General features: G+C 33.0%; 24 protein-coding genes and 1 other RNA gene. 22 read left to right on the top strand and 3 right to left on the bottom strand.

All coding sequences use genetic code 11. The features are described from left to right. Positions 1-17: 17 nt before the first annotated feature. The gene (tkt, locus tag C6H18_RS00120; RefSeq protein ID WP_104721098.1) at positions 18-1,940 is read left to right on the top strand and encodes a transketolase; all 1,923 of its coding nucleotides are present in this window, start codon (positions 18-20) and stop codon (positions 1,938-1,940) included. Further along, complete coding sequence (locus tag C6H18_RS00115; RefSeq protein WP_104721097.1) at positions 1,941-4,184, top strand: PD-(D/E)XK nuclease family protein; 2,244 nt, start codon at positions 1,941-1,943, stop codon at positions 4,182-4,184. It abuts the gene before it with no gap. On the opposite strand, the gene C6H18_RS00110 is transcribed toward C6H18_RS00115, so the two are convergent. Further along, the gene (locus tag C6H18_RS00110; RefSeq protein WP_104721096.1) at positions 4,159-4,659 is read right to left on the bottom strand and encodes a DUF4149 domain-containing protein; all 501 of its coding nucleotides are present in this window, start codon (positions 4,657-4,659) and stop codon (positions 4,159-4,161) included. The genes C6H18_RS00115 and C6H18_RS00110 overlap by 26 nt on opposite strands. Before the next feature lie 52 nt (positions 4,660-4,711). Here C6H18_RS00110 and C6H18_RS00105 point away from each other — a divergent pair, with 52 nt between their 5' ends. The 6 genes from C6H18_RS00105 to C6H18_RS00080 all read left to right on the top strand — a co-directional run bounded on the left by C6H18_RS00105 (position 4,712) and on the right by C6H18_RS00080 (position 10,005). Further along, the gene (locus tag C6H18_RS00105) at positions 4,712-5,467 is read left to right on the top strand and encodes a YaaA family protein (RefSeq protein WP_104721095.1); all 756 of its coding nucleotides are present in this window, start codon (positions 4,712-4,714) and stop codon (positions 5,465-5,467) included. Positions 5,468-5,504: 37 nt separating this feature from the next. Then, entirely contained in the window at positions 5,505-6,248 is a 744-nt protein-coding gene (gene fabG, locus C6H18_RS00100; RefSeq protein WP_104721094.1) for a 3-oxoacyl-ACP reductase FabG, read from the top strand. 79 nt (positions 6,249-6,327) lie between these two features. Next, complete coding sequence (gene acpP, locus C6H18_RS00095) at positions 6,328-6,561, top strand: acyl carrier protein (RefSeq protein WP_104721093.1); 234 nt, start codon at positions 6,328-6,330, stop codon at positions 6,559-6,561. A gap of 69 nt (positions 6,562-6,630) precedes the next feature. Next, on the top strand, positions 6,631-7,866 hold the full coding sequence (locus tag C6H18_RS00090) for a beta-ketoacyl-ACP synthase II (RefSeq protein WP_104721092.1): 1,236 nt from the start codon (positions 6,631-6,633) through the stop codon (positions 7,864-7,866). 4 nt (positions 7,867-7,870) lie between these two features. Then, complete coding sequence (gene accA / locus C6H18_RS00085) at positions 7,871-8,797, top strand: acetyl-CoA carboxylase carboxyl transferase subunit alpha (RefSeq protein ID WP_104721140.1); 927 nt, start codon at positions 7,871-7,873, stop codon at positions 8,795-8,797. Then, positions 8,794-10,005 (top strand): aminoacetone oxidase family FAD-binding enzyme, encoded by a 1,212-nt coding sequence (locus C6H18_RS00080; RefSeq protein ID WP_104721091.1) that lies wholly within the window; start codon positions 8,794-8,796, stop codon positions 10,003-10,005. The genes accA and C6H18_RS00080 overlap by 4 nt, the downstream gene beginning before the upstream one ends. Positions 10,006-10,050: 45 nt before the next feature. Here the strand turns inward: C6H18_RS00080 and hypE are convergent, their stop codons facing one another. Next, a complete protein-coding gene (hypE, locus tag C6H18_RS00075) occupies positions 10,051-11,070 on the bottom strand; it encodes a hydrogenase expression/formation protein HypE (RefSeq protein ID WP_104721090.1) in 1,020 nt (339 codons plus the stop codon). Between the two features lie 16 nt (positions 11,071-11,086). After that, an RNA gene (gene rnpB / locus C6H18_RS00070) (RNase P RNA component class A) lies at positions 11,087-11,399 on the bottom strand. 191 nt (positions 11,400-11,590) lie between these two features. On the opposite strand from rnpB, the gene C6H18_RS00065 reads away from it, so the two are divergent. The 14 genes from C6H18_RS00065 to C6H18_RS00005 form a co-directional block, all read left to right on the top strand. After that, positions 11,591-13,027, top strand: a complete 1,437-nt coding sequence (locus tag C6H18_RS00065; protein WP_104721089.1) for a catalase — start codon at positions 11,591-11,593, stop codon at positions 13,025-13,027. A 517-nt stretch (positions 13,028-13,544) separates the two neighbouring features. Continuing rightward, positions 13,545-13,985, top strand: coding sequence for a DUF5131 family protein (locus tag C6H18_RS00060; protein WP_104721088.1), 441 nt, complete (start codon positions 13,545-13,547; stop codon positions 13,983-13,985). Beyond that, the gene (locus C6H18_RS00055) at positions 13,978-14,397 is read left to right on the top strand and encodes a hypothetical protein (RefSeq protein WP_104721087.1); all 420 of its coding nucleotides are present in this window, start codon (positions 13,978-13,980) and stop codon (positions 14,395-14,397) included. Before C6H18_RS00060 ends, C6H18_RS00055 begins: the two co-directional genes overlap by 8 nt. Then, positions 14,385-15,092, top strand: a complete 708-nt coding sequence (locus C6H18_RS00050) for a hypothetical protein (protein WP_104721086.1) — start codon at positions 14,385-14,387, stop codon at positions 15,090-15,092. The genes C6H18_RS00055 and C6H18_RS00050 overlap by 13 nt, the downstream gene beginning before the upstream one ends. Further along, positions 15,089-15,445, top strand: a complete 357-nt coding sequence (locus C6H18_RS00045; protein ID WP_104721085.1) for a hypothetical protein — start codon at positions 15,089-15,091, stop codon at positions 15,443-15,445. Before C6H18_RS00050 ends, C6H18_RS00045 begins: the two co-directional genes overlap by 4 nt. A 10-nt stretch (positions 15,446-15,455) precedes the next feature. After that, complete coding sequence (locus tag C6H18_RS00040) at positions 15,456-15,896, top strand: pentapeptide repeat-containing protein (protein ID WP_104721084.1); 441 nt, start codon at positions 15,456-15,458, stop codon at positions 15,894-15,896. 1 nt (position 15,897) lies between these two features. Beyond that, on the top strand, positions 15,898-16,035 hold the full coding sequence (locus C6H18_RS09380; protein WP_158654841.1) for a hypothetical protein: 138 nt from the start codon (positions 15,898-15,900) through the stop codon (positions 16,033-16,035). After that, entirely contained in the window at positions 16,035-17,090 is a 1,056-nt protein-coding gene (locus tag C6H18_RS00035) for a site-specific integrase (RefSeq protein WP_104721083.1), read from the top strand. The genes C6H18_RS09380 and C6H18_RS00035 overlap by 1 nt, the downstream gene beginning before the upstream one ends. Positions 17,091-17,093: 3 nt before the next feature. Further along, entirely contained in the window at positions 17,094-18,116 is a 1,023-nt protein-coding gene (locus C6H18_RS00030; protein WP_104721082.1) for a helix-turn-helix domain-containing protein, read from the top strand. Positions 18,117-18,125: 9 nt separating this feature from the next. Next, a complete protein-coding gene (locus tag C6H18_RS00025) occupies positions 18,126-18,392 on the top strand; it encodes a hypothetical protein (RefSeq protein WP_104721081.1) in 267 nt (88 codons plus the stop codon). A gap of 74 nt (positions 18,393-18,466) precedes the next feature. Then, the gene (locus tag C6H18_RS00020) at positions 18,467-18,799 is read left to right on the top strand and encodes a hypothetical protein (protein WP_104721080.1); all 333 of its coding nucleotides are present in this window, start codon (positions 18,467-18,469) and stop codon (positions 18,797-18,799) included. A gap of 6 nt (positions 18,800-18,805) precedes the next feature. Beyond that, positions 18,806-19,972, top strand: a complete 1,167-nt coding sequence (locus C6H18_RS00015; protein WP_104721079.1) for an ATPase domain-containing protein — start codon at positions 18,806-18,808, stop codon at positions 19,970-19,972. 26 nt (positions 19,973-19,998) lie between these two features. Continuing rightward, a complete protein-coding gene (gene dnaG, locus C6H18_RS00010) occupies positions 19,999-21,540 on the top strand; it encodes a DNA primase (protein WP_104721078.1) in 1,542 nt (513 codons plus the stop codon). A 58-nt stretch (positions 21,541-21,598) separates the two neighbouring features. Continuing rightward, the coding region (locus C6H18_RS00005) for a hypothetical protein (RefSeq protein ID WP_158654840.1) at positions 21,599-22,320 on the top strand (722 nt) is incomplete at its 3' end.

The following is a 22,320-nucleotide window of genomic DNA, read 5'->3' as shown; positions in this document are numbered from 1 at the left end:
TAAGATGAGGGGAAATAATGTTGGATAAAAATGAAATCAATGAATATCAGTTGATGGCGGATACTTTAAGATTCCTTTGTGCGGATATGGTGCAAGAAGCAAATAGCGGACATCCCGGTGCTCCTATGGGATTAGCAGATATTGCAGTGGTTTTGGGCTATCATATCCGAATAAACCCCAAAAATCCTTGTTGGATTAATCGGGATAGGCTTGTTTTTAGTGGAGGGCACGCTAGTGCTTTGGTGTATAGTTTGCTTCATTTATGGGGGTTTGATGTAAGTTTGGAGGATTTAAAGGGTTTTAGAAAATTAGGCTCTAAAACTCCGGGTCATCCTGAATATAAACATACACAAGGGATTGAGATTACCACAGGTCCTTTGGGGCAAGGAATCGCTAATGCAGTTGGCTTTGCAATGGGGGCAAAAATGGCTTCTTTTATGTTGGGGGAGGATCTTATCTCGCACAAGGTGTATTGCTTTTGTGGGGATGGAGATTTACAAGAGGGAATCTCTTATGAGGCTGCTTCATTGGCGGGCTTGCATTGTCTTAATAATCTCATTGTCATTTATGATAGTAATGATATTACTATCGAAGGAGATTGTAAGATTGCTTTTAGCGAGGATGTAAAAGCAAGATTTAAAGCGCAAAATTGGGAGGTTTTTGAGATTGATGGGCATAACTTTTTAGCTATTGATGAAGCCTTAGAAAATGCCAAAAATGCTCAAAAGCCTACACTTATTATCGCTAAAACAAAGATTGCCAAAGGCTCACTTAGGCTTTGTGGTTCTCATAAAAGCCACGGTGCTCCTTTAGGAGAGCAAGAGATTAAAGATTCTAAAGAAGCTTTGGGTTTTGATTCTAAGCAGAAATTTTTTGTTCCCCCCTCCTGTGCTATTGGCTTTAAAAATACGCAAGAACTCGGAGAGTTAGCCAATAAAGAATGGGAGATAATCTCTAAGAATCATCCTAAAAGAGAGTTTTTAGAGAGGCTTTTAAATCCTGATTTTAATGCGATTGTTTATCCAGAGTTTAAAACAGGGGAGAGTATCGCAACGCGTTCTAGTAATGGAGAGATTTTAAATGCCATTGCTAAAGCCTTAGAGGGGTTTATTGGGGGGAGTGCAGATTTAGCACCTTCTAATAACACAGAATTAAAGGGTATGGGGGATTTTCCTAAAGGGCGTAATTTTCACTTTGGGATTAGGGAGCATTGTATGGGGGCTATTTGTAATGCCTTAGCTAATTATGGGCTTTTTTTGCCCTTTAATGCGACTTTTTTTGTGTTTAGTGATTATTTAACCCCTAGTGTGCGGGTAGCTTCGCTTATGAAAAGCAAGGTATTTTATATTTGGACGCACGATAGTATAGGCGTGGGAGAGGATGGCGCAACCCATCAACCCATTGAACAATTAAGCCATTTTAGGGCTATGCCAAATTTGAATGTTTTTCGTCCAGCAGATGCTAATGAAAATATCGCAGCTTGGCAGTGTGCTTTGGAGATTGAGGGTCCTTGTGCCTTTGTGCTAAGTCGTCAGAATCTTGCTGTTTTAGAAAAGATCAATAAAGAGGATGTAAAAAGGGGTGCATATTTAAAACGAAAATCCACAAAGCCTGTTAAAATCACATTTTTAGCAAGTGGAAGTGAAGTAGCTTTGGCTTTAGAATGCGCATCAAAATTAGAGCAAGAAAATCTAGGGGTTCAAGTGGTAAGTGTGCCTTGTTTGGATTTATTTTTCAAGCAAGATAAGAGCTATCAAGATTCTTTATTGCAAGGTAAAGTGATTGCCATTGAAGCTAGTCGAGGCTTAGAATGGAGAGCTTTTGCCGATGAGGTTATTGGTATGGATAGGTTTGGGGCTAGTGGCAAAGGAGAGGAACTTTTTGCATATTTTGGGTTTAGTGTGGAGAATGTTTTAAAAACGATTAAAAGGGTTTTGTAGGTGAGTCTTCAAACTCTTTACTTGTTTTCCACCTCCAGAGCCATTAAGTTTTTTTATCAAAATCATCAGAACTTTTTGCCTAATGCACAGAGTATTGGGGAGTTTTTAGATTTTGTTTTAAGGGTTGAAAATAAAGTTAAGATTCCAGAATTTTTGCGTCTTATCTATCTCTATGAGGCTATTAGAGAAAATCAAACCAAGGGTCTTGGAGAATTTGCAAAGAATTTTTCACAATTCCTTTTAAATTCTAGTTTTTTTCTAAAGTTTTATGATGAATTATGCGCAGAATGTATCGTGCTAGAACAGCTAGAGAAGCTTGATGTTTATGCTTTTTATGATGATCATTTGAAGGTCTTAAAGGCGATTTTTAAATCTTATAAGGATAAATTAGCCTTTAATGGATTTTTTGACAAATATTTTTTAGAAGATTTTAAAATTACTTTTGAGCTTTTGGGGAATTATGATTGTATTGAAGTTGCTTTAGATGGTTTTTTAAGTCGCTTTGAAATGTTGGTTTTTGAGGAAATTTCTCTTTATAAACCTGTGTTTTTTAAGCTTGATATTCAAGCTTTTAATCAAAAATATTATGAGAATCTCTTTGGTCTTTCTTTGAAATTTGGTGAAGTTGTTGTGAAATTAGAAGCTAAGAAGATAGAAAAAGTTTCTTTAAGAAAAGATAATGGTGATAAACAAGCAGAAATTCATATTCTGCAAACACCAGATAGAATCACGCAAATTGGGGCAATGTTTATGCAAATTGATAAATGGTTGCAAAGAGGCATTGCACCAGAGGAAATTTGTGTTGTTTTACCCAATGAGGATTTTGTGAAATATCTTAAGCTTTTTGATAGGGCAAGGAATTTTAATTTTGCAATGGGTAAGAAAATCATAGAAACTTCACTTTTTAAGTCGTTATTGGAATCTTTAGAAGGATTTAGAGATTTAGAATCTTTAAAGGCTTTTCTTGCAGAGTTTAAAGGGAACTCTCAAGAGGATAAAAAAATTAAAACAAGAATTTATGAAGTTTTAGAAAAATTTGAATGCGGGTTAAAGTATCTTTATCATTTATCCCCCAAAGATAAGGTATTTGCCTTTCTTTTTATGTTGGAGCAAGAAACCTTAGATGATGTGGGTGGAGGTAGAATTAGCATAATGGGGATTTTAGAAACAAGGGGGATAGCATTTAGTTATGTTTTAATTCCAGAATTTATAGAAGAAAATGTTCCTGCTCTAAGCCATAAAGATATTTTTTTAAATACAACGATACGGCAAAAAGTGGGATTGCCTACTAGGGTAGATAGAGAGAATTTACAAAAATATTATTATTCACAACTTTTTAAAAATTCCAAAGAAGTATGGCTTTTAACTCTTGATAATCAAGAGGATAAACCCTCAAGATTTTTATTAGATGAGAGGGTATTTTCGCAAAAACAGGTTTTAGAGGGTAATGTTTTAGAGTTTGGGCAGTATTTTTTGCGTGGAGGAGCGTTGAATTACCGAGAAATAGAGATTATAGAGCCTTTAGAGCTTAAATTTAGTCCAACGAGTTTGGAATGTTTTTTAACCTGTAAGAGAAAATATTACTATCGTTATGTGCAGGGATTTAAAGAAAAAAAAGAAACTTTTAACATAGGGAGTAAGATTCATAAAGCTTTGCAAGAGGGTTTTAGTGAGTTTTTAGAGAAAAGAGATTTTCAACAAGTTATTCAAAAAACTTATCAAAATCTTGAAATTTCCTCTAGCCAACAAGAATATTTTTTGAGCCAATTAGCAAAAAGATATTTAGAAGCTTTTTTAAAAAAAGAAGAAAAAAGATTGCAAGAAGGTTGGATTCCTTTAGCACTTGAAAAGGAATTCTCTATGGAGTTTTGTGGGATTCCTTTTTATGGAAAGATAGATAGGATTGATAAAAGGGGTGATGAGATTTTGATTTTGGATTATAAATACAAGAGAGAAATAAAATGCGATACACAAAAAAATTATGAAAAATCTAAAGATTTTCAACTTCCTATCTATGCTTTAGCACTTAAAGATTTGAAATTAGGAGAATCCATTAAAGCTGCTTTTTATAGTATTTGCCAACCACAAATTATTTATGAGGAAGTATTAGTGGAAAAACAAGAATATCTATCCAAATATTTAGAGGAGATTAAGGCTAAAGCAAAAGCCATTTCTTTTGAGCTTTCTGAAAAGAGAGAGGTTTGCAGAAATTGTGAGTTTATTTACCTTTGTAACCGCTATTAATAACCTTTAAAACACGATAAATAAAAAGCACACATAAGCCTATGATAAGGGTTTTAAAGACTAAAACAGATTGGTGATGCATAGCAACAAAAGATTCATTATAAAGGCTATCTTCCCCTGAGATTTGTGCTTCTACAATCAAAGGAGTGTAATACAGAGTAAAAAGAAAAATTAAAATAACATTAATTAGCCCTAATAAAGGCGTAAATTTTTCTTTATAGAAGCTTAGTATTGTTTCATAGATAATAATATATAAGGCTAAAATATTTAATAGAAAATTAAGCTTGATAAAAATAGAAGTCATTAAAATGCCTGATTGAAAAGTAGTGATTTCTAAATTTTGAACAATCTCTGCAGCGCGAAAAATAGAGGGCGCAGTAAAAGCCCCACTTGCTAAAGCAGCTCCTAAACTAATGCCAATAAGTAGTAAATAGAGGGCTAAAAAATAGGGACAAAGCTTAAATAAATATTGCATAACCTAGCCTTTAGTGATAGAATTTGCCAAAATTATAACATAAAGGTCTAAAATGTGGATTTTATTCTCACCTAGCGAAAAGAAAAAAACTTCCCATTCACAAGAGATAAAAACTAAAAAAGAGTTTTATAAGGATTTTTTAACCCCTAATTTAGAAGAAGTTTTAAATGCTTATTATGCTTTTTTGACAAGTGCAAGTGATGAAGAGTTAAAGAAACTTTTAGGGGTTAAAAACCTTAATATGAACGAAATAGCTTTATTGCAAAATATTTTTAAAATACCGCTATTAAAGGCTATTTTGCGCTATGATGGTGTAGCTTTTAGAGCGCTTGATTATGAAAAATTACCTTTAAATTCTCAAGAATATATTGATAGGCAAGTTTTAATCTTTTCAAACCTTTTTGGTTTATTGAAAGCTAATGATTTGATTCCCTATTATGATTTGAAGCAAGGAAATGGATTTTTGGGTTTTGAAAGTAAAAAGTTTTATGCTAAGAATAAAGAAAAATATTTGAAGTTTTTAGATAAAGAAAAGGAGATTTTAGATTTAAGGGCAGGATTTTATCAACAATGTCTTCCAATACCCTCTACATTTTTAGTCTATGAACCTATTTTTATAAAGAATCAAAAAAAAGTGAGCCATTATGCAAAATATTATCGTGGAATCTTGCTAAGAGAATGTGCCAATAATAATTTAAAAACTCTCAAGGAGTTAGAGTGTTTGATGATTGAGGGATTGAATATACTTGATATAAAGAGGGATATGGCTAATTCTAAAACCCTTATTTATTATGAGGTAACCGCCTAAATTTAGGTATAATATCCTTTTATTTTTAAGGATTGTTATGAAATTTTATGGCAAAAATGTTTTAATTACAGGTTCTAGTAGGGGCATTGGAGCAGATATTGCAAGGTTACTTGCGCAAATGGGATTAAAAGTATGGATTAATTATCGCTCTAAGCCTGAAGTTGCAGATGCTTTAAAAGATGAGATTGAAAAGCAAGGGGGCAAAGTAGCTGTTGTCTGTTTTGATGCCACTAATGAAGCACAATTTGTAGAGGCTTTAGGACTTATAGTGCAAAGTGATGGAGAATTGGGTTATCTGGTTAATAATGCAGGTATTACTAATGATAAGCTTTCAATGCGTATGAAGGTAGAGGAGTTTAATGCAGTCTTGGATGCCAATTTAGTTTCTTGTTTTATTGGTTGTAAGGAGGCATTAAAAATTATGCGCAAACAGGGATATGGTAGTGTTGTGAATATTGCTTCTATTATTGGTGAGATTGGGAATATAGGGCAATGTAATTATGCAGCAAGTAAGGGTGGTATGATAGCTATGACAAAATCTTTTGCAAAAGAAGGTGGTAGTAAAAAAATCCGTTTTAATTGTGTTACTCCCGGATTTATCCAAAGTGATATGACAAAAAATCTTAAGGAAGAAATCCAGCAATCTTATATTACCAATATTCCTTTAGGATATTTTGGAGCAGGAGAGGAAGTAGCTGGAGCGGTTGCCTTTTTGCTTTCTGATTATGCAAATTATATAACAGGAGAAGTTTTAAAGGTTAATGGCGGATTGTATATGTAGAGGCTTTAAGTTTTTTAAGAAAAACTTAGCTACAATTACTCTTCATTTTAAATATCGAAAAATTTAAGGAGAATGCTATATGGCAATATTTGATGATGTGAAAGCTGTGGTAGTAGAGCAATTAAATGTAAATGAAGGTGAGGTTAAATCAGAATCTAAATTTGTTGATGATTTGGGAGCCGATTCTTTAGATGTTGTTGAATTGGTAATGGCATTAGAAGAAAAGTTTGAGATTGAAATTCCTGATGAAGATGCAGAAAAGATTGCAACAGTAGGTGATGTAGTGGCTTATATTGAAAAGGCAAAATCTTAATTGATATGTCTTATAGTATGTCCTTTGGCATACTATGAAGCATTTTACTCAAGTTTTTAAGGGAGAAATATGAGACGCGTTGTAGTTACAGGTATTGGAATGATTAATGCTTTAGGATTAAATAGAGAGGATTCTTTTGGGGCTATTGTTGAGGGAAAATGTGGAATTAAAACAATCTCCTCTTTTGACATTTCTGAATTTCCTGTGAAAATTGCTGCGGAAATTACTGATTTTGATCCTGTGAGTGTAATGGATGCTAAAGAAGTAAAGAAAGCTGATAGATTTATTCAGCTTGGCATTAAAGCCGCTAAGGAAGCTATGGAAGATAGCGAACTTCTTGATTCACAAGGAGGTTTAGTGAGCAATATTGATGCAGAAAGCTTTGGCGTGTATTCTGCTTCTGGTATTGGTGGCTTAGGAAATATTGAAAAAAATTCTGTGATTAATTTTGACAAGGGACCTAAAAGAATCTCTCCATTTTTTATTCCCTCTGCATTAGTGAATATGTTAGGTGGATTTATTTCCATTGATTTTTCGCTTAAAGGTCCAAATTTAGCAAGTGTTACAGCTTGTGCAGCCGGTACGCACGCTATTATCGAAGCAGGAAAAACAATTATGATAAATCAAGCAGATAGGATGTTGGTAGTTGCAGCAGAATCTGCAATTTGTGGGGTTGGTATTGGCGGTTTTGCCGCAATGAAAGCACTCTGTGATAGAAATGATGAACCTACACTTGCTTCTTGTCCATTTGATGCTAAAAGAAGCGGTTTTGTTATGGGAGAGGGTGCGGCTGCTTTAATCTTAGAAGAATACGAAATAGCAAAGCAAAGAGGGGCTAAAATTTATGCAGAATTAATTGGTTTTGGTGAGAGTGGTGATGCTAATCATATCACAGCTCCATCCCCAGAGGGAGAAGGTGCTTATCGAGCCATACGCGATGCTCTAAAAATGGCAAATACCAAGATAGATTATATCAATGCTCACGGAACTAGCACAAAATACAATGATTTATATGAAACTTTAGCACTTAAGAAAGCGTTTAATGGTGATGTTCCTCCTGTAAGCTCTACAAAGGGTCAAATAGGGCATTGTTTAGGGGCAGCAGGTGGTATAGAGGCAGTCATTGCAATTATGGCTATGCAAAAAGGTATTTTACCCCCAACGATTAATCAATCACAAAAAGATCCAGAATGTGATTTAGATTATATACCTAATAGGGCAAGAGAGGCTAATGTGAATACGATTATGAGTAATTCCTTTGGTTTTGGTGGAACTAATGGAGTTGTTATTTTTAAGAAGGTGTAAGGGTTTGTCAACTTATTTAGAATTTGAAACAAAAATCAAAACACTTCAAGAGAGTATCACAACGGCACAACTGAAGAATGATATTCACGCAATTGAGATTTTGCAAAAAGACTTAGATAAAGAAATACACAAAGTTTATTCTAATCTCTCCGATTATCAAAAATTACAATTAGCGCGACATCCTGATCGCCCTTATGCAATGGATTATATTAATTTGCTTTTAAAAGATTCTGTAGAAATTCATGGAGATAGGCATTTTAGTGATGATAATGCTATTGTTTGCTATCTTGGAAAAATTGATAACCAAAAAGTTATGATAATTGGTGAAGAAAAGGGAAGAGGGACAAAGAATAAAATTTATAGGAATTTTGGTATGCCAAATCCAGAGGGGTATCGCAAAGCCTTGAGAGTTGCAAAAATAGCAGAAAAATTCAATATCCCTTTATTGATGTTTATCGATACTCCTGGTGCTTATCCTGGTGTTGGTGCTGAAGAGAGGGGGCAAAGTGAAGCCATAGCGAAAAATTTACAAGAGTTTAGCACCTTAAGAATACCAACAATTTCTATTGTTATTGGAGAGGGTGGAAGTGGTGGAGCGTTGGCAATTGCTGTTGCAGATAGATTAGCTATGATGGAATATTCTGTTTTGAGTGTTATTTCTCCTGAAGGTTGTGCGGCTATTTTATGGAATGATGCTAGTAAGATTGAGGGTGCAACGCAATCTATGAAGATTACTCCAGAAGACCTTAAAGAAGCGGGTTTAATTGATGCGATTATAGAGGAGCCAAAAATTGGTGCGCATAGGGATAAAGAAATGGCGGCTCAGAAAATTAAGGAATACTTTTTGACTTCTTTAAAAGAGATACGCAGTGATAAGGACTATTTACAAAATCGCTATAATAAAATAATGTCTTATGGGAGTTTTCAATAACTCCTAATATCATAATTGTTGGTGGTGGCGCAAGTGGTATTTTTTGTGCTATCTCACTTTTAGAATTGGGTTTGCCTATTTATCTTTTTGAAAAAAATAAAATTTTAGGAAAGAAGCTTTTAGCAACAGGTAATGGACGCTGTAATATTCATAATCTCTATACACGCACCTCTTGCTATCAAAGTAGTAGCTTTACTTCCCAAGCTATTCAATCTATTTTAGAGGGTTTTAATTTTTCAGAGTTTCAAGAATGTTGCAGAAAAATGGGTTTGTTGCTTACACAGCAATTAGATGGTAGGGTATATCCAAATTCTCAAAGTGCCAAATCCCTTTTGGAAGTATTTTCTTTGAAGCTAGAAGAGGGTAAGGTGAGAATCCACTTAGAAGAAGAAGTTTTAAATATCCATAAGGATTCTAAAAATTTTTTTGTGCAAAGCACTAAAGGAACTTATCAATCTTCTTATTTAATACTTGCTTGTGGGAGTGAGGCATATCCAAAACTTGGGGGAAGCAACAAGGGGTTAGAGTTAGCAAGAAGTCTTGGTTTGGAGATTGTGCAAACTTATCCTTCGTTAGTTCCATTAAAGCTTGATACCCATAGTTTAAGGGATTTAAGTGGTATGAAATTGAAAGTTAAGATAACTTTAAAGGTTGATACCATTACCAAAAAAGAAGTTATTGATGATTTACTTTTTACCTCCTATGGAGTTTCGGGTTTTGGTATTTTGGATATTTCCTCGCAAATTCAAACATCACAGGATAATGTTTTAATTATAGACTTTTTGCCTAATTTTGAAGCAGAGTTTTTAGAGCAAATGTTGCTAAAACTTCATAAAAGTTTTCCACAAAGGTCGTTATTACAGCTATTAAATGGTTTTTTACCTCCCAAATTTGCTAGGGTTTGTATGGAAGTTTTAAAGATAAAACAATGTCATACAAAAAATATTAAAAAACTGATTTTTTGCCTAAAAAATTGGGAATTTAAGAATCCTAAATTGCAAGGTTTTGAAAATGCAGAAGTTAGTGGAGGTGGAGTAAGTGCTAATGCAGTAAAGATTAATACTTTGGAGAGTAAAGCCGTAAGTGGGCTTTATATTATAGGCGAAATGCTTGATATTGTAGGGGATAGAGGGGGTTATAACTTAGCTTTTGCTTGGGCTAGTGCTAGAGTGTGTGCGGAATCCCTAAAAAGATCCCATAAGACTTAAGAATGCAATACAATAAGGAGATTGTGGCGTAATTACCTCTTAGAATTAGCAGATTCGAGGGAGTAGTTCCCCGCTTGGGTATTCTAAAAAACGTTTGGAACCATAATCTGTTTGCAAAATTACGGATTTTGGATGATGATTATGAGTGTAACCTATCATTTGCGCGTTTTTACCCTTTTGTGTTTTGTGTAAAATCTCTAAAGCTTTTTGAGCATCTTCTTTAGCGACACTTAAAACACACATTCCCTCATTGGCTAAGTTATAAGCTTCAAACCCTAAAAGCTCACAAATTCCTTTGACTTCATCTTTGATAGGGAGTTTGCTCTCTTCTATGGTGATTCCAATATTAGAGGTATTTGCCCATTCATTTAATACACTTGCAATACCGCCTCTTGTAGCATCTCTTAAAGCATAGATTTTTATATTACTTTTAAAAAGTGGCTCTAACATAGGATAAAGTAATGCGCAATCACTTTGTAGATTGCTTTGTAAATTTATCCCCTCACGGGTAGAATAGATAATTGCTCCGTGATCACCAATATCTCCGCTTAAAAGTATAGCAGTGTCTTCTGGTATCTTAAAAGCACTTAAATTGGGGTAAAGAACTTCCCCAAAAGCCGTAGTGGTAATAAAAATTTTATCTAATGTTCCTTTGGGTAAGACTTTAGTATCTCCTGATATAAGTTTTACTCCGCATTCTTTTAAGGTATTACCAAAGGATTTTAGGATTTGCTCTAAATCTTTTATTAAAAATCCTTCTTCTATCATAAAACTAGCTGTAAGATATTTTGCCTTAGCACCCATCATTGCTACATCATTACAACTCCCACAAACTGCAAGCTTTCCTATATCGCCTCCAGAAAAAAACAAAGGGGAAATCGTATAGCCATCTGTGCTAACTGCCATTTTATTTTTGATTTCGCCTATACCAGCATCTTCTCCTATTCCTACTATAGAACCTTTTAGATAGTTATAGAAAAGCTCTGTAATAAGAATTTGGGATTGAATACCACCGCTTCCGTGAGAGAGTTGAATATGTGAGTCTTTAAGAGAATTTGTCTTCATCATAAAACCTTAGATAGATTTAGGTGTAGCTATAAGCCGAGTTCTGTTTATGTGGTTATTTATCTTGTTTTTAATTCGCATTAAAAATCTAGCAAAGGGCTAAAATTTGGGATATTAACCTTGCCCTTTTTGCTACGGATTGGGTTTGCAAAGCAAAATGTATTGCTACATTTTCGGTAGGCTCTTACTCTACCTTTTCACCCTTGCTATTTAGCGGTTTGTTTTCTGTTGCACTTTCCCTTAGATTACTCTAGCCATTGGTTAAATGGAATCCTATCCCAAAGTAGCTCGGACTTTCCTCTTTAAAAAGCAACCACTCACTACACCTATGCAAATAATTTTAGCAAAAATGTAATAAATGAAGTTTTAATTTTTAAGGTATTCTCACCAAAAAGAATCTTCTAAAATAATTTTTTTAAAATTTCCATTGATAATAATTTTCTTTTAATAAAAATATGATATATTTACAGAGTAATTTTTATATTTTAGAATTATAAATAATAATTGAAGGAAAATATCAATGAGTAAAAAATTAACAACAGCAACAGGAACTCCATTAGGAGATAATCAAAATTCCATCACAGCGGGAAAAAGAGGTCCTACACTTTTACAAGATACTTGGCTTTTAGAAAAGTTAGCACATTTTGATAGAGAAAGGATTCCAGAACGTGTAGTTCATGCTAAGGGAAGTGCCGCTTATGGTGAATTAACGATTACAAAGGATATTACACAATATTCAAAAGCAGATATTTTTAGCTCTGTGGGCAAAAAAACAAAAGTATTATTACGATTTTCCACCGTAGCAGGTGAGAGAGGTGCGGCAGATGCAGAGCGAGATGTGAGAGGATTTGCCTTGAAATTTTATACCAATGAGGGAAATTGGGATCTTGTAGGCAATAATACGCCTGTATTTTTTATTAAAGATGCCGTGAAATTCCCTGATTTTATACATACTCAAAAAAGAGATCCCAAGACTAATTTAAGAAGTGCCACAGCCGCTTGGGATTTTTGGAGTTTGCATCCTGAATCTTTACACCAAGTAACAATACTTATGAGTGATAGAGGGATACCGCGAAGTTATAGAGAAATGCACGGATTTGGTAGCCATACTTATAGTTTTATTAATGCCAAAAATGAGCGATTTTGGGTGAAATTCCACTTTAAGAGTCTGCAAGGAATCCATAACCTCACTAATAAAGAAGCAGAGGAGATTATTGCTAAAGATAGAGAGTCTCACCAAAAAGATTTATTTGAAAATATAGAAAAAGGAAATTTTCCTAAGTGGAGATTCTGTGTGCAGATTATGCCAGAAAAAGATGCCGCAAATTACAAAGTCAATCCCTTTGATTTAACGAAGGTTTGGTCTCACAAAGATTATCCACTGATTGAGGTTGGTATTTTAGAATTAAATAAAAATCCAGAAAATTATTTTGCAGAGGTAGAGCAGGCAGCATTTAATCCAGCTAATGTCGTTCCAGGAATTGGATACAGTCCTGATAAAATGTTGCAAGGCAGACTTTTTAGCTATGGAGATACACAAAGATATCGTTTAGGTATCAATCATTCTCAACTTCCTGTTAATGCGTCTATTGCACCTGTGGCTAACACACATAGAGATGGATATATGCAAATGGGTAGATATGGTGGAGAGAGAAATTATAATCCTAGCTATTATGAGGATTATAAAGAAGATACTAATGCTATTGAACCACCATTACATATACAAGAAGGTGATGTAATGGCTAGATATAATCATCGTGAATACGAAGAAGATCATTTTAGCCAAGCAGGAGATTTATACCGCTTAATGAGTAATGAACAAAAAGAGGCACTATGCCAAAACATTAAAGAGGCAATGGAAGGTGTCCCAGCAGAGATTTGTAAGCGACAAATTGAGCATTTCACTAAGGCTGACCCAGCTTATGGTAAAAGAGTAAAAGAGCTTTTAGGATTATAAAATCAAGTTTGTAGAATCTTGCTAGGGATTCTACAACTAAAAATTACTAAACTTGCTGCACTTTCTACAAAAACCAAAAATTATTATTTAAAACTCATCATTATCCCCATTTATCTTAAAAGTTCTTATGGCTTAATTTCTTTATCTTTCTAGCCCCTCTGTTTAACTATGATTTTATGGAGTATAATCCACTATCTTTTTGAATCTTGAATAAAACTCATCTATCCTTATCTTTTAAATATACTTTTTATATTTGTGCCATTTTTGCAAGTCTATCCGAATTGTAGGAATTTTTACCTAAAAGGCGGGGGGGTAGAAACCCAATGGGGTTACAGAAATTTTGTGCCAAAACTGCACTTTTTGCTTCAAAAATTGATTTTCACTTTTTAAAATTATTCATTTAAACATTAGTTTATATTAGTTCATAACGCCTTTGTGTGTGAGTGTGTGGGGCAATAAGTATGTATTTTTGCCCTTGTGTGTGGCGTTTGCGAAATGCTTTAATAGGAAAAACAAAATGAGTAAAATAGAATGGACAGATAAGACTTGGAATGTGATAACAGGCTGCACTGAAATATCTGCTGCGTGTGATAACTGCTATGCTAAGGCTATGACTAAGTGTTTGCAGGGAATGGCTAGAAAAGAAGCTCATAAATCTATGTTGTGTGAGTTTTGTCGTCAAGAAATGAGCCAAAGGTGCGATAGTAAGTATCATCTGAATATGTATCAATGCCTTTGTAGAGAGAACAACGCAATATTTAAAAGATTGCCAAAATACTATTTGGGCTGGGATAAAGTAATATTCCATGCAGAACATTTAGAACAAATATTAGACGAAAAGAAATATCCAAGTGGTAGCAAAATCTTTGTGAATTCTATGAGCGATACTTTTCACGAGGATATTGAGCCATATTGTCTTACAAGAGCATTTGATTATATGAGGCGTAGGTATGAATGATAATTTAAATACCTTATTTAAGGCATATTGTGAAACATTTAATGTAAGGGAAAAATACCAACAAGATTTCAAAATACAAAAACTTGCTTTAGAAGCTATTACGCATAATCACCAAACAAATACCTTGTTTTATTGTGCTAAATGTATGGGTATATGGCTTTTTGACTTTTATGAAAAAGTTTATAAGGAAGTTAAAGGTTTTATAAGATTTAAATCTTTCACGAAAAAACGCAAAAAAGCAATTCAAGAGCTTATCACAACAGCTCCGCAAAGATTAGCACAAATTCATAAAGAACAAAAGAGTAAAACACTCAATACTAATCAAATGCAAAGCCTATCTAATGAGGCAGAAATTTTAAAAGCCATCTTAAAAATAAGAAAACAAAAGGAGAAAAACCAATGGATAAAATAAGTGTTACTTTAGATTCCAGGATTTTTAATTATAACTATGCTAAGGCAAAGAAAAATTTGGGACCTGGAAAAACTATCCACATCAAAAAAGATGCTGTTTATGTGAGTGATACTTTTAGTGTTTTAAAAATACAATGTGATAATAGCCATTTAAAAAATGACCTATGGCTACATTTTAAGGCATTAAAAACTCATTTTAGGTATTTTACAGGGAAATTTCAACTCCAAGTGGGACCGATTAATAAAATCCAAAATAGCATTTTTTATAAAAACTTCTTTGTTTGCAATTCTTATGTGTTTGAAGGAAAGGATTTTAATAAACCTTTTAATACTTATTCACAAATGCCGCCATTTGTTGGTATAAATTTAAATGCCTCTGACCTTTTCTTTTTACGATTTGGTCAATTTTCTTTTTCTAAAAAGGCATTACAAATCTTTGATAGAGACTTAAATTTCATTAAGGAAGTGCCTTTTTTGCCATCTCAAATAGCAACACCCGAAAATTCCACTTTACATTATTTCTCTTGCCAAGAGAGTCTTAATGGGTTTTATGCCAAAGATTTTGCCTTTTATATAAAAGGCAAAGAAGAACATTATGTGTTTTATTTGTCTAGTGAGGATATGGAATATATGGAATTTCTCCCCTATAACAATATAACACAGCTAAAACAACTACAACAAAAGGAGAACAAATGAAAAACATTGATGAAATCTTAAGCCAAAGAGGGCAAGAATATGGAGACTTTAAAGTTAATTGCGAAAAGCTCCTAGACTTTGCTAAAGACTTTAAAAGCCAAGAACTAGAGCACAATAATGCTTTAGGCTTTTATCTAAGCTTAAAGCTAGCAAGGCTTTATTATGGGCTTAGCAGTGGTAAAACCTTACAAGAATTACAAGAAAGTGATTCTTATGTGGATTTATGTGGGTATGTAAAACTCATCAAGCAAAACTACAACACTTATAGAATGGGTTTTGAAAAGTCGGTATTTGATGATTACTTTACCGCTATCTTAAAAGAAGCAGCTAATAGCCTTTTAAGACAACCCTGAAAGGATAGATATGCAAACTAATTATGCTTTTATGGATTTAAGCAATACCGACTTTTCGCATCAATTTTTGCATAGTTGTAATTTTGCAGGTAGCAATTTACAAGGATGCAATTTTAGCCACTCCACTTTAAGCTATTCTAATTTTAGGAGTGCCAATTTAGACGGGGCTAATTTAACCTCTTGCAACCTTTTAGGAGCGGATTTGTCAAAAGCTAATTTAGAGGGGGTTAATTTTGCCCTTTGTATAGGCAATGGGGTAGATGTCTTTTCTATGCAATTACTAGAAATTCCTTTTGTATGGACCAAGCAAAAGCTCTTTATTGGAACTACTAGTATTGAAATAGCAAAGTTTGTTAAAAACCCTAGCCAAATCTTAGAGAATCTCACTCATTCTTTAGGGGGATACTTGCATATCCTAACACAAGCCATAAATTTAACCATAGGAGAATAATATGTCTATGATAATTGGAAAGAAATCAATATATAGCCCAAAGTATTATTATGTGAAAGATGGGTTTGTTTATCTTAAAAAATCACATAATATCATTGATACCTTTGTGCGTATCTCACCAACTAAAAAGGAGAAATAATGTCTAAAATTCAAAAACCTTTAGTCAATAGGGGTGGAAAAATCCATATTCACACCAGTGTTAATGGAAATCGCTTAAGATTTTCTACTTTTTTACCCTTTAATGCTGAAAATATAGAGTTTGTTAGCACTAATTTAGAGGCATTCATTGATAATTATTTAAACCCAAATATTAGCAATGGAAACAATGATTTTTTATATTATGGGAATAAATTCTTACAAACGCAAAAGCCCTTTATTAAGAAAAATACCTTTTTGCAATACCAATCAACCCTTAAAGGCATTGTAAAAATAATCGGCAATAAACCTATTAAATCCTATCATAAAGACCATATAGAACTCTTTTATACCAAGCTTTTACAAAAAAATCTATGCTCTGCTACTATCAGTCTTTATTGTATGGTTTTAAATGCAATTTTTACTTTAGCCGAGCAAAGCAGGAGTGATTTCAGGAATCCTTTCTTTAATAAAAAACTAAGGAATATTAAGCCCTCAAAAGAAAGAACGGTTTTTAGCCTAGAGGAAGTCTTTGCTATCCTAAAAGAGAGTAAAAGACCAATGTATCCTGCCTCCTTGCGCCTTTACTTAACCCTTGCTTTTTTTAGTGGTGCTAGATGTGGGGAGATTTTTGCTTTAGAATCTGGTGATTTTGATTTAGAGAATAAAACCCTAAAAATCACTAAAACACTAAGTGTAAATGGTATTCAATCCCCCAAAACAAAGACAAGCAATAGGGTAATTGATGTGTTGCCTCCAATTTTAAATTTAGAGCTAAAAACACAAGGTAGGCTCTTTAAAGGAAAATACGCCAAACTTATCCATAATTTCAGACAATCTTTTAATAAGGTATTAAAAGCCTTAAATCTCCCCAATGCAGATCTTTATTGCACTAGGCATACTTTCGCTTCTATAATGCTGCAAAAAGGAGAAGAGCCAATGTGGATAAGCCAAATGCTAGGGCATAGTAATTTAAACATCACCTATAAGGTCTATGCCAAATTTATAAAAAGCAGCAATAAAGAAAGGGCAACCTTTTTAAATGATTATAAGGAATAAAAAATGATAGTTAAATCACAATGCAAAACAGATTATACAAAGGTAAGCAATGCCTTTATCAAAAATGAGACTTTAAGCGTTAATGCTAAGATGGTAGGGATACTGCTTTTAAGCCTACCTAATACTTGGAATGTCAATGTTGCGTATTTAGTAAAAATGCTAAATATTGGAGAGACAACGATAAGAAAAGCCATAAGAGAGCTAATTGATAATTCTTTCTTAAAAAGAATACAGGGCAAGACAAATGGGAAGTTTAATGAATATATGTATTATGAATTTATAGATCCTCAAGAGGAGGAGATTTTTATAAAAGAGGAGGAAATAACAGAACCAAAAATCATAGAAAATTTAGAATTTATTCATTTCCTAAACCAACCCTTGCAACAACAAGAGCAGGATTTAGCAGAAAGCTTAAAAGAGCCTAAAAATAATCATTCCTCCCGTTTGATAGAATCACCGATTACGGAAAATTTATCAACATATAAAGATAGAATATATTATAAAAAAAGAGAATCTATATTAAGACAAACACAAAAAGTTATAAATTTATCAACACTCTTTATTAAGCCTAAGAAAAATCTTGAATTAGATTTTAAAGGCTTTTCGGACCAAGAATTAAAATCCATACAAAACTTTTTTAATTACCGCAAGGAAAAGCACAGAAATCTTTGCCTTAGCACAAAGAAAAGCATATTAGACAACCTAAGAAAGCTAAAAGAGCAAGGAGAGGATATTATTAGCATTATTCAAACAAGCATTAATCGAGGTTGGAGCGGATTATTCCCTAAAAATAAAACCATAATACCTACCTATGGCTTTAGCTCTAGGAAATCTTTAGCCAAAGAATTAGCCAAAGATAAGCAACAGCAAGATAAGCAAGATAAGGAGCTTATTATGCAACATATTGGTAAATTAAGCCCAGAAAATTTAGCCAAATACGAGCAAGGAAAGATAGTGCCTTTAACGATTGATGCAAAGGTTAGGTATATCCAAAAAGAGGGTGATTTAGTGTATTTTGTAGTTTAAGGAGAGAAAATGCACTACAAAAAGACAAAAACCCCTAAGATTCATTCAGGGAGCTTTTATTTAACAGAACAAACCTTGCAAGTTTTAAATTTTATTGCAGAACTTGAAAATATAAGCCGAAGTTTGATTATTGAAAATGCTTTAATTTTTGCGTTTAAAGGATTCAAAAATGGAAAGAAAAAAAAGAAAAAAATTTACCCTAAAGCAAAGCACAATCAAAAAAATAGGAAAAATAAGCAAACAAAAAAATATATCCAAAAATGCTTATTTGCATAAGTGCTTAGATGATTTTTTTATACAAAAATCATTACAAAATTTATTTGTTTTTCAATTCTTAAAAGATTGTGATAATGGAAACACGCATATTTAACGAAGTATCTCTTTGCAAGATCCGATTAGAAAATGAAGTATTAAAGGAATATCTCATAGAGTTTATTAACATTATTCCTAAAAGCTATTATCACAAATTAGCCCTTGTCTTAAATGATACACAATTTAATATTTCTTTAAATGAGTTTGCAAGGATTTTTAAAAAAGAAATGCTAAAAACTTGCGAGCAAAAGGCATATCAAGGGCATATTAAAAACTTTGTAGGCACAAGGCTACAAGAAATAGAGATTATAACTAAAGCTCTGTATTCTCAAGAGATTAAAAAATACCCTAAATGGGTTCAAGAGGCATAAGAAACAATGGAAGCGATGATTTTAAAATCAATGTTGTATTACCAAGATGATTTTTTTGAGTTTTTAGAAATTGTAACCCAAAATTGTTTTTCTAAAAAGGGTTTAGATATTTTAGAAAAAATGATACCCCTAAAAGAAAAAGAAGTTTTAAGCATACAAACACTACTTTGTTCTTTAGATGAAAATTTCAAGCAAAGCGATTATTTTTTAAACTTCCTCTCTACAGAGCCAAACCCTAATTATTTAAATTTTACGCAAAATTTCATTTTTGAATCTAAAATCAAAAAACAAAGGCTTTTAGCAGATAAACTAAAAAATGCTAGTAATGATAATGTCTTGCTAGATTTGTCAATGCTGCAACAACATCTAGAAATACATAGCAATGACTTAAAAACTGAAAAGGAATGGATTGAGGAATTAAAAGATAAAGTCAAAATGCCGCAATATCCTACTAAAATTGATTTTTTGGATTCTTGTTTTAATGGGGGATTCACACTCGGTCAATTAATGCTTATAAGTGGAGATGCAGAAGCTGGGAAAACAATGTTAGGCTTACAAATTTTAGATAATTTAGCTAAAACAACCAAAGTGGGCTTTTTTTGCTTTGAATTTATGATTGAAAATCACTTGTATCGAAAACAAAAGCAAACTAGTGGTTCAGATAATATTTTTATAGTTAATGAGGGATTTGATATTTATGAGGTTGTAACAAATATTAAAAGAATGTATAAAAAGGGGGCTAAGTTTTTCTTAATTGATAGTCAAATGCGCCTTACTACCCCCCAAACTCGAAGTATGGAGGAGGAGGAAAGCTTAAAATTTAGCACACTTGCAAGGCTTTGCCATACCTTAAAAATCTTTGTGATTTTAATCGTGCAAACAGCTAAAGGAGATAAGGAAAATCCTATGGGGAGCAAAAAGGGAGGACACGAAGCAAGTATCACTATTAGGATAGAGAGAATCCCCGAACAAAAGGGAGAAAATACAGATTTCAACGAAAATGAGCGAATAATCATTGTCAAGAAAAACAAGCAAACAGGGAAGCATTTTAAAGAAAAGGTATTTTTTAACCCCAAAACCTTAACCTTTAGTAAAGAACAGGAACAAGAGCCTTTAGAAGTGTTTTTTGAGGATAACAAAGAAACAATGATTTTTGATACACCAAAGATTTAAGGTATATAAAAAACAAGGAGTGTATTATGGTTACCAATCTTGAAGCATTAAAAGACAGAATAGATATTATAGAGGTGCTTAGTAAATACCTACCTTTACGCAAAAGTGGAGTAAATTACACCTGTAATTGCCCCTTTCACCAAGAAAGAAGTCCTAGCTTTATAATCTCACCCCAAAAACAGATTTACCATTGTTTTGGTTGTGGAGCTAGTGGGGATGCTATCAAATTTTTGCAAGAATATAAAAAGCTAAGTTTTCAGGAAGCCTTAGAGGAAATTGCTAATGATATGAATTTTACCCTTATTAAAACCCAAGCAAAACCCCAATACAAAGGATATGAAGCCCTAAAGTCTCTTAATGATGTTTTTAAAGAACATTTAAGAGCAAGAGAGAATGAAAAGATAATGCAATATCTGTTTAATCGTGGGTTAGAATTAGAGGATTTAGAATCTTTTGATATAGGATTAGCCCCCAATGTTTTACCAACAGAGTATAAAAAAGAATTAGTAGAATTAGCTATAATGTATGAGAATAATAAAAGCCCATTTTCTAATCGCATAACCTTTGGTCTTAGGAATGCTACGCATAAAATAGTAGGATTTTCAGCAAGGATTCACCCTTATGTTAATTTTATAAATACTGCCAAATATATTAACTCTAAAGAAAGCAAAATATTTAATAAATCCCAAATACTCTACAACCTAAGCAAGGCTAGAAGTGAGATAGTCAAGCAAAAAAGTGTGTATATTGTAGAAGGCTTTATGGATTGTATTGCTCTTTATAAAATGGGTGTTAGAAACTGCGTTGCCACTTGTGGAACTGCTTTTAATACCCACCATTTAAGCAATATTAATCGATTAAAAGAGGATATTCATATCAACCTTTGTTTTGATAATGATGAAGCAGGGCTTATGGCTACAAAAAGAGCTTTAGAACTTTTAATCAATCAAGGTTTCTTTAACTGCTCTTTGTCTTTTTTAAGTGGAGGATTTAAAGATATAGGGGAGATTTTACAAAAAAAGGCGGAATTGCAGTTTAAAAATATCGATGGCTTTTCTTATTTTTGCCTAAATGGGATTAAAACCGCACAAACACCTAAAGAAAAAGAGCAGCATATCAACAAGATAAAAGCTATTATTGCAAGGCAGAGCAATTTTTATCTTAAAGAGGAGCTAATAGCCAAAGCCATAGATACGCTTAATCTCTCCCCATCCTTTTTTACACAAAGTGGCAAGAATAATAAAAATACTTCTTTAGAACAATCCCTTTTAAAAACCTTGCTTTTAGATGAGAGCTTAATTGAAATCACTCTAGATTGTTTAGATAATGAGGATTTAGGAGAATACGCCCAAGATTATGAATCCTTTGTTTTTAAAAAAGTTTTAACCCAAAAAGCAAGGGATATTTTATTAGATGAAAGTATTTCTACCATCCCCTTTGCTAAATTTAAACACTGTGTATTAGAGCTAAAGAGGAGATATTATAAATTGCAAATAGAAAAAGCCAAAGCTAAAAGGGATATTGATAGCCTCATTCTTTATACTACAAAGATGCACGATTTTTTTTAACCCTCTTTTTAAAGTCTCTAAAAAGCTAATATTACAAAAAAATTAAAGGGATTAAAAAATGGAGAGGATTTTTATTGATTTTGATGCATTAGAAAACGATGGCATACCAAAGGCAAAAACCATAGATTATTTGAGAAATAGGTTAAATACTAATATTGCGTGGGAAAAATTAGAGGAGAGTTTTAAATCACTGCCGCAAGGACAAAAAGAGGAGATGATTTATAATGCACTAAAAAGCAACAATAAATGGGAAGCTTATCCCTTATCTATACCGCTATTAGAAACAAACACACAAATAAATCCCCAAAGCCAACAAATCCCATCTATGCATACTAATGATACTCAAGATACCCTGCAACAACAGACCCTTAATAACAAGCCTATTACACAAGCCATTTTAGAGAAAGACGATAAGATTAAAAGTCCTATTGAAGGTTTTGCTTATTTCTTTGATACCAAGCAAAAAAGAGAGGATGAAGCCTTTAGGGCTAAGAGTGAAGTGTTTTATAGTGATTTTTTAAACAAAGCCTTAAAAGATGAAAGCTCTTTAACTAAAGAGGAAAAAGATGCCTTTTTTAACCTGCAAGAGAGCAAGAATATAAAACTTGCCTTAGCTAAGAAAAAAGGAGAGGAATTTTATAGGGAAGAAACACAGAAACACTTACAAGACCTTTTGGAAAAAGAAAGACAAAAGCAAAGGATATTATCCACTCCTTATTTTAATGAACTCTCACCACAAGATAAAGAAAAGGTAAAGAGTGAAACTAGCACTTGGAAAAA

The sequence above is a fragment of the Helicobacter mesocricetorum genome (assembly GCF_900198605.1).
Classification (GTDB): Bacteria; Campylobacterota; Campylobacteria; order Campylobacterales; family Helicobacteraceae; genus Helicobacter_D; species Helicobacter_D mesocricetorum.
Note: the sequence above shows the minus strand (reverse complement) of the source record. Positions and strands in the feature narration are given on the sequence as shown.

Bases quoted from the DNA above. Each gene is read 5' to 3' on its own strand.
- tkt (WP_104721098.1), top strand. From the start codon at position 18: ATGTTGGATAAAAATGAAATCAATGAATATCAGTTGATGGCGGATACT.
- C6H18_RS00110 (WP_104721096.1), bottom strand. From the start codon at position 4,659: ATGCAATATTTATTTAAGCTTTGTCCCTATTTTTTAGCCCTCTATTTA.
- C6H18_RS00105 (WP_104721095.1), top strand. From the start codon at position 4,712: ATGTGGATTTTATTCTCACCTAGCGAAAAGAAAAAAACTTCCCATTCA.
- fabG (WP_104721094.1), top strand. From the start codon at position 5,505: ATGAAATTTTATGGCAAAAATGTTTTAATTACAGGTTCTAGTAGGGGC.
- acpP (WP_104721093.1), top strand. From the start codon at position 6,328: ATGGCAATATTTGATGATGTGAAAGCTGTGGTAGTAGAGCAATTAAAT.
- C6H18_RS00090 (WP_104721092.1), top strand. From the start codon at position 6,631: ATGAGACGCGTTGTAGTTACAGGTATTGGAATGATTAATGCTTTAGGA.
- hypE (WP_104721090.1), bottom strand. From the start codon at position 11,070: ATGAAGACAAATTCTCTTAAAGACTCACATATTCAACTCTCTCACGGA.
- C6H18_RS00065 (WP_104721089.1), top strand. From the start codon at position 11,591: ATGAGTAAAAAATTAACAACAGCAACAGGAACTCCATTAGGAGATAAT.
- C6H18_RS00060 (WP_104721088.1), top strand. From the start codon at position 13,545: ATGAGTAAAATAGAATGGACAGATAAGACTTGGAATGTGATAACAGGC.
- C6H18_RS00055 (WP_104721087.1), top strand. From the start codon at position 13,978: ATGAATGATAATTTAAATACCTTATTTAAGGCATATTGTGAAACATTT.
- C6H18_RS00050 (WP_104721086.1), top strand. From the start codon at position 14,385: ATGGATAAAATAAGTGTTACTTTAGATTCCAGGATTTTTAATTATAAC.
- C6H18_RS00045 (WP_104721085.1), top strand. From the start codon at position 15,089: ATGAAAAACATTGATGAAATCTTAAGCCAAAGAGGGCAAGAATATGGA.
- C6H18_RS00040 (WP_104721084.1), top strand. From the start codon at position 15,456: ATGCAAACTAATTATGCTTTTATGGATTTAAGCAATACCGACTTTTCG.
- C6H18_RS09380 (WP_158654841.1), top strand. From the start codon at position 15,898: ATGTCTATGATAATTGGAAAGAAATCAATATATAGCCCAAAGTATTAT.
- C6H18_RS00035 (WP_104721083.1), top strand. From the start codon at position 16,035: ATGTCTAAAATTCAAAAACCTTTAGTCAATAGGGGTGGAAAAATCCAT.
- C6H18_RS00030 (WP_104721082.1), top strand. From the start codon at position 17,094: ATGATAGTTAAATCACAATGCAAAACAGATTATACAAAGGTAAGCAAT.
- C6H18_RS00025 (WP_104721081.1), top strand. From the start codon at position 18,126: ATGCACTACAAAAAGACAAAAACCCCTAAGATTCATTCAGGGAGCTTT.
- C6H18_RS00020 (WP_104721080.1), top strand. From the start codon at position 18,467: ATGGAAACACGCATATTTAACGAAGTATCTCTTTGCAAGATCCGATTA.
- C6H18_RS00015 (WP_104721079.1), top strand. From the start codon at position 18,806: ATGGAAGCGATGATTTTAAAATCAATGTTGTATTACCAAGATGATTTT.
- dnaG (WP_104721078.1), top strand. From the start codon at position 19,999: ATGGTTACCAATCTTGAAGCATTAAAAGACAGAATAGATATTATAGAG.